Annotated in this window: 4 protein-coding genes and 1 pseudogene; 2 read left to right on the forward strand and 3 right to left on the reverse strand. The window is 73.6% G+C overall.

From position 1 onward, the window contains the following. Window positions 1-134 precede the first annotated feature (134 nt). Both ACIQBJ_RS08655 and ACIQBJ_RS08660 read left to right on the forward strand, forming a co-directional pair. Entirely contained in the window at window positions 135-350 is a 216-nt protein-coding gene (locus ACIQBJ_RS08655) for a hypothetical protein (protein WP_400705762.1), read from the forward strand. 33 nt (window positions 351-383) lie between these two features. Continuing rightward, a complete protein-coding gene (locus tag ACIQBJ_RS08660; RefSeq protein WP_400705765.1) occupies window positions 384-1616 on the forward strand; it encodes a hypothetical protein in 1233 nt (410 codons plus the stop codon). Window positions 1617-1637: 21 nt separating this feature from the next. Here ACIQBJ_RS08660 and ACIQBJ_RS08665 read toward each other — a convergent pair whose 3' ends face one another. From ACIQBJ_RS08665 to ACIQBJ_RS08675, 3 genes and pseudogenes are all read right to left on the reverse strand, one after another. After that, window positions 1638-3245, reverse strand: coding sequence for a protein kinase (locus tag ACIQBJ_RS08665; protein WP_400705768.1), 1608 nt, complete (start codon window positions 3243-3245; stop codon window positions 1638-1640). A gap of 144 nt (window positions 3246-3389) precedes the next feature. Then, window positions 3390-5150, reverse strand: coding sequence for an AMP-binding protein (locus ACIQBJ_RS08670; RefSeq protein ID WP_400705771.1), 1761 nt, complete (start codon window positions 5148-5150; stop codon window positions 3390-3392). Between the two features lie 535 nt (window positions 5151-5685). Further along, window positions 5686-6000: pseudogene (locus tag ACIQBJ_RS08675) on the reverse strand (hypothetical protein); the annotation flags it as partial.

Here is a 6000-nt window from a genome sequence, read left to right on the forward strand (position 1 = left end):
CTGTCCGGACGATCCGCCGGTGCATACGTTCTTCCCTGTTCGCTCACCACCCCGGTGACATGCTCGAAGAGACGAGGATTCCGGGGGAACCGAACCGAGCGCCCGTACGCGCTCCCCATTCCGAGGAGACCCCCATGCTCAACGCCCTGGTTCCGGCCGACCCCAAGCGCATGGCGGCCCTCGCCGCCCTGGCGGTGGCCGGCACCGGCCTGGTGGTCGGCACCCTGACGGCCGGAGCCGACTCGGCCGAGGCGTCCACCACCGCCGGAAAGTGCCTGATGCACACCGCCCCGTCGGACCGGACCGCCGCGGCGCACACCGACCTCTTCACCGTCGCCATGTGCGGCTGACCGCCCCCTCGCACGCAGGAGAACCCACCCCCCATGGACCTCACCCTCACCGAGCAGAGGCTGGTCGGTCTCGCCCGGACCCTGACCCGGGTGCGGGCGGACAGCCCCTACTACCGCGGGCTGATTCCCGACGGGGTGATCACTCCCGCGCAGGCGCCCGCCGTGCTCCGCCGGCTCCCGGTACTCGACGCGGCCGCGTGGTCGGAGGTCCGCCACGACCTGCGGACCTCCGACTTCGAAGGCATCGTCACGGGCTTCACGAACGGCACCTCCGGGCTGCCGAAGGTCTTCTACTCCACCCGGGCGGAGCGGGCCGCGATGGAGGCGAGCCTGCCCAGGAGCGGCGGCCGCCGCCTCCACCTGGCCGGGCTCAGCCACGGGGCGGTGGTCGGCGCCGGGGTCGTCGACGGGGAGGACTTCGTTCCGCTGCTGTCGATGAGCTACTTCGACCTGGCCGCGGAGATGATCGCCGGCGGCGCGGCCGACGGCACCCGGGTCCGGGTCCTGGCCGTCAGTTCCGTCCAGCACCTCAAGATCCTGACCCTGCGGATGAAACGCCGGTTCGGGGACCTGGCGGCATTCGGGATCGAGACCATCGAGGTCAGGCGGCAGTTCCTCTCGCCGGAGTGGGACATCCGGCTGCGGGAGTGGTGGGGCGCCGACATCGAGGTGGTCTACGGGTTCTCCGAACTCCGCATGTGCAACGCCCGGAAGTGCCGGTCCTGCGGACACCACCACTTCCCGCCGTCCTGCACGGCCGAGGTCGTGGACCCGGCCGACCCCGACACGTACACCCCGCTCGGCGGACGCGGAACCCTCCTGGTGACGGCGTTCCACCCGTACGTCGAGTTCGAGCCCCGCCTCCGCTACCGCCCCGGGGACCTGGTGGAGCTCGCCCGGAAGCCCTGCCCGGAACGGGGCGAGCCGGGCTTCCTGCCGCTGGGACGGGAGGCGGACTGCATCTCCCTCGGCACCCCCGGCCGGTACCTGACGCCCGCCGACTGCGTCCCCGCGCTGGCCGACACCCCGCACATCGCCCTGGGCTTCCACCACGGGCACGCCGACGAGCCCGAAGCCGGGAGCCCCCGTTTCAGGCTGGCCGACGGGCCCGCCGGACGGGCCCTCCACGTCGAGCTGCGCTTCGACCCGATCGTGTGGCCGGGCGAGGCGCGCGCGGTGGCCGAGTCCGTCGCCAGGAAGCTGCCGGCCGACGTCTCCGTGGTCCTGCACGCCCCCGGGCAGTTGGAGAACCCCACCCTCGTGTAGCGCCCGCCCGCCTTGGGGCGGTCACTGCTGGCGGGAGAGGTCGACGTCCGCGAAGCCGTCCTGCTTGGCGATCAGGTGGCCGTCGTCGGTGAGGGTGAAGACGACCTTCAGGGCCACGTCGCCGGCGCAGCTCGCACTGATCGAGGTGGTGGTCTCCAGGACGGTGACCGTGTTGCCGCTGACCGAGGCGAGCTCGTCCACGGCTCCGCAGGGGACGCCGGTGCTCTCCCACGTGGTCGAGGCGCGGCCGACGTTGGCGCCGGGGTTGCCGGGGGAGAACTGGATCCGGTACTTGCCCTGGGCGTCCTTGTCGACCTGGTGGACGTCGCCCTGCCAGACGCCGAGGAAGGCGACCGGCACCAGACTGGTCGGCGACGGCGAGGGGCTCGGCGACGGCGACGGCGATGGACTGGGGGAGGTCGGCGGCGCGGCGGCGGTGTACCCGCCGTCGCCCGCGGGGGCGCCGGTGCTGCGGGTGAGCCAGAGCGTGACCCCGCCGGCGGTCGCGGCCACCGCGACGGCCGCGGCGAGGACGACCGGCAGGGCCCGGCGGCGGGACGGGCCCGGCGGCGCGGGCGGCGCGGCGGTCGCGCCGAGCACCACCGGCTGCTCTCCCACCGGCCGTTCTCCCGGCGGCTGTTGGGCGGGCGCGGTGCCGTCGGTGACGGTCGGCGGGTGCGCGCGGACGGGGGCGGGGACGGCGTCGGCGGGCTCGGCGTCCAGGGCGAGGAGCTCGACGGCGAGCCGGCCGACCGACTCGGAGACGGCCGTGGGCAGCCAGCCGCGCTGGCCGAGCCGGACCGTGCCCGGGCCGGCGGTGGTCAGCCGGCGGCGCAGCTCGGCCGGGTCGGGCCGGTCCTCGGGCTCCTTGGCGAGGCAGTCCAGGATCACCGCGCGCAGCGCGCCGTCCAGCCCGCCGAGGTCGGGCGCCTCGTGCAGCACCCGGTAGAGCAGCACGGCCGCGCTCACGCCCTCGCCGAACGGGGCGGTCCCGGTGGCGGCGAAGGCGAGCACCGCGCCGAGCGAGAAGACGTCGCCCGGCGGTCCGGCCTGGCGGCCGTTGGCCTGCTCCGGGGACATGAAGCCCGGCGAGCCGACCACGTACCCCGAGCGGGTGAGGGCGGTGGCCGCGTCCAGCGCGCGGGCGATGCCGAAGTCGATCAGGCGCGGCCCGTCCAGGGCGAGCAGGATGTTGGACGGCTTGATGTCCCGGTGGACCAGGCCCATGCCGTGCACGTGCGCCAGCGTCTCGGCCAGCCCCGCGCCGAGCGCCCGGACGACGGCCAGGGGCAGCGGGCCGAACCCGCGGACCGCCTCGCTCAGCGGCGGCCCGGCGACGTACCCGGTGGCGACCCACGGCTGCTCGCCCTCGGTGTCGGCGTCCAGCACCGGCGCCGTCCACTGCCCGCCGACCCGGCGGGCCGCGGCCACCTCCTGGCGGAAGCGGTCGCGGAACTCCCGGTCGGCCGCGTACTCGCCGCGGACCAGTTTGACCGCCACGGTCCGCCCGCCCGGGCTGCGGCCGAGGTAGACCTCGCCCATGCCGCCCGCCCCCAGTCGCCGCAGCAGCCGGTACTCACCGACCCGCCGCGGGTCGCCCGGCTCCAACTCGTCCACTGCCCACCCCACTTCGTCCGTCCCCTGCCCAGAAGGTACCGGTAGGGGACCGACGGCCGGGGCGGTTCCGCGAGCCGCCCGCACCGGCCCCGGGCCCGGCCCCGTCGGCGACCGCCCCCGGGCCCGTTCGGGCGGGCCGCCCCGACTGCCGCCGGATCAGCCGTTCTTGAGCTCGGGGAAGTCCTCCTCCCAGAATTCGCGCGCGCCCCGGGAGGGAGCCCCGGCGGCTCCGTGGCGGTCCTGTTCGAGGCCGCGCAGCTCGATCCGCCGGATCTTGCCGGAGATGGTCTTCGGCAGGTCGGCGAACTCCAGGCGGCGGATGCGCTTGTACGGGGCGAGCCGCTGCCGGGTGAAGGCCAGGATCGACTGCGCGGTCGCGGCGTCGGGCTCGTGGCCGGGCGCCAGGACGACGTACGCCTTCGGCACCGACAGCCGCAGCGGGTCGGGAGACGGGACGACCGCGGCCTCGGCCACCGCCGGGTGCTCGATCAGCACGCTCTCCAACTCGAACGGCGACAGCCGGTAATCGCTGCTCTTGAACACGTCGTCGGCGCGGCCGACGAAGGTGTAGTGGCCGTCGCTGTCGCGCTGCGCCACGTCACCGGTGTGGTAGTGGTTGCCCGCCATCGACTCGGCGTGGCGTTCGGGGTCGTCCTGGTAGCCGGTCATCAGGCCGAGGGGGTTGGTGTCGAGGGGGAGGCAGAGTTCGCCGTCGACGCCGGTGCCGGTGACTTCCTCGCCGGTGACGGGGTCGACGAGGGTGACGCGGTAGCCGGGCAGGGGGCGGCCCATGGAGCCGGGCTTGACGGGTTGGCCGGGGGTGTTGCCGATCTGGGCGGTGGTCTCGGTCTGTCCGTAGCCGTCGCGCAGGGCGACGCCCCAGGCGCGTTCGATGCGTTCGACGACTTCGGGGTTGAGGGGTTCGCCGGCGCCGACGAGTTCGCGCAGCGGGGGCCGCCACTGCTCCAGGTTCTCCAGCAGCAGCATCCGCCAGACGGTGGGGGGTGCGCAGAAGGAGGTGACCCGGTGGCGGACGAGTGCGTCGAGCAGGGGGCGGGCGGAGAAGCGGGGCTGGTTGACGACGAGGATCTCGGCGCCGGCGTTCCAGGGGGCGAAGAAGTTGCTCCACGCGTGCTTGGCCCAGCCCGGGGAGGAGACGTTGAGGTGGACGTCGCCGGGGCGCAGGCCGATCCAGTACATGGTGGAGAGGTGGCCGACGGGGTAGGAGCGGTGGGTGTGCTGGACGAGTTTGGGGCGGCTGGTGGTGCCGGAGGTGAAGTAGAGCAGCAGCGGGTCCTCGGCCCGGGTCCCACCGTCCGGGGTGAAGCCGCCCTCGAAGTTCACGGCGCCGGCGTATTCGAGCCAGTCGGGGACGGGGTCGCCGACCGCGATGCGGGTCCAAGTCCCCTCCAGTCCTGTGAAGTTGGGGGTGAGGGCGGATTCGGCGACGACGTGCCGGACCCGGCCGCGGGTGAGGCGGTCGGCGAGGTCGTCGGGGGTCAGCAGGGTGCTGGCGGGGATGACGACCGCGCCGAGCTTGATCGCGGCGAGCATCACCTCCCACAGCGCGACCTGGTTGCCGAGCAGCAGCAGGATGCGGTCGCCGCGCTCCACGCCCTGCTCGCGCAGCCAGCCGGCGGTGCGGTCGGAGCGTTCGCGCATCTCCTCGAAGGTCAGCGTGCTCTCGCCGAGCAGGGTGCCGTCCGCGTCCAGGTCCACCACGCGCAGGGCGACGGCCGGATTGCCCTCGGCCTCGACGTCGAACCAGTCCAGCGCCCAGTTGAAGTGCTCGCCCTCGGGACGCGGGAAGTCGTGGGCCGCGTCGAGGTCGCCGCGCGTGCGCAGCAGGTGGTCGCGCGCCGCCCGGAAGCCGCGGTACGCGGTGGAGTCCCGTCGAGCGGCCGTGTCCGGTGCCATCTGTCCGTCCCTGCGTTCTCCGACCCCGGCCGCCGCCTCGTTGCCCGGCCGCGGGCATGTCCCGCACGCTGCCAGCCCGCTGATCACCGGTCAAGAGCGACACAGGCCACGGGCGCCCGACCCACAGACCCGGCGCCCGCCGGTTCGCGCAGACCGGACGGCCGTCTCCACAGGGAACGACGGGAACGTCTGCTGGACGCGACCCCATCGACCCGGGGCCTGCTGGGCAGTTTTCGCGCGGACATGGGACGGCCCGTCCCGGCCGGGTGGCGGGGGCGGGCCGTGAGATGTTGGAGCGTCAGACGAAGGTGTTGGTGGCCCAGAGGGCGTTGCCGATGCCTTCGCCGCCGTCGTTCCGGTAGACGACGAGGTTGCCGTCGTCCTGGAGCTTGAGGAAGGCGTAGTTGTTGCCGGGGGTGTTGGTGGCCCAGACGGCGCCGCCGATGCCTTCGCCGCCGCTGTTGCGGTAGACGACGGCGTTGCCGTCGTTCTGGACCTTGAACCTGGCGTTGAAGTTGCCGGCGGTGTTGGAGGACTACATGACGGCGTTGTCGCTGTTGCGGTAGAGGACCAGGTTGCCGTCGTACTGCATGATCAGGTAGTTCACCTTGCCCTGGAGGCGGCGGCCCGGGGTGAGGCCCATGCCGTTGCGCAGGGTGGCGGTGGTCCAGAGCGGCGAGTTGTCGGACTTGCACAGGACGCTGTTGCCGTCCGACTGGACGACCAGGTAGGAGCCCCGGGAGAAGGTGCTGGTATCCCAGACCGGGACGCCGTCGCTGCGGCGGTACTCGACCAGGTTGCCGTCGCTCTGCATCTCCAGGACCGAGCTCTGCGACTGGGCCCAGTGTCC

Origin of the sequence: Kitasatospora sp. NPDC088391, assembly GCF_044753345.1 — a bacterium.
Classification (GTDB): domain Bacteria; phylum Actinomycetota; class Actinomycetes; order Streptomycetales; family Streptomycetaceae; genus Kitasatospora.

Excerpts from the sequence above, each read along its gene's own strand:
- ACIQBJ_RS08655 (WP_400705762.1), top strand. The coding sequence starts at position 135 with ATGCTCAACGCCCTGGTTCCGGCCGACCCCAAGCGCATGGCGGCCCTC.
- ACIQBJ_RS08660 (WP_400705765.1), top strand. The coding sequence starts at position 384 with ATGGACCTCACCCTCACCGAGCAGAGGCTGGTCGGTCTCGCCCGGACC.
- ACIQBJ_RS08670 (WP_400705771.1), bottom strand. The coding sequence starts at position 5,150 with ATGGCACCGGACACGGCCGCTCGACGGGACTCCACCGCGTACCGCGGC.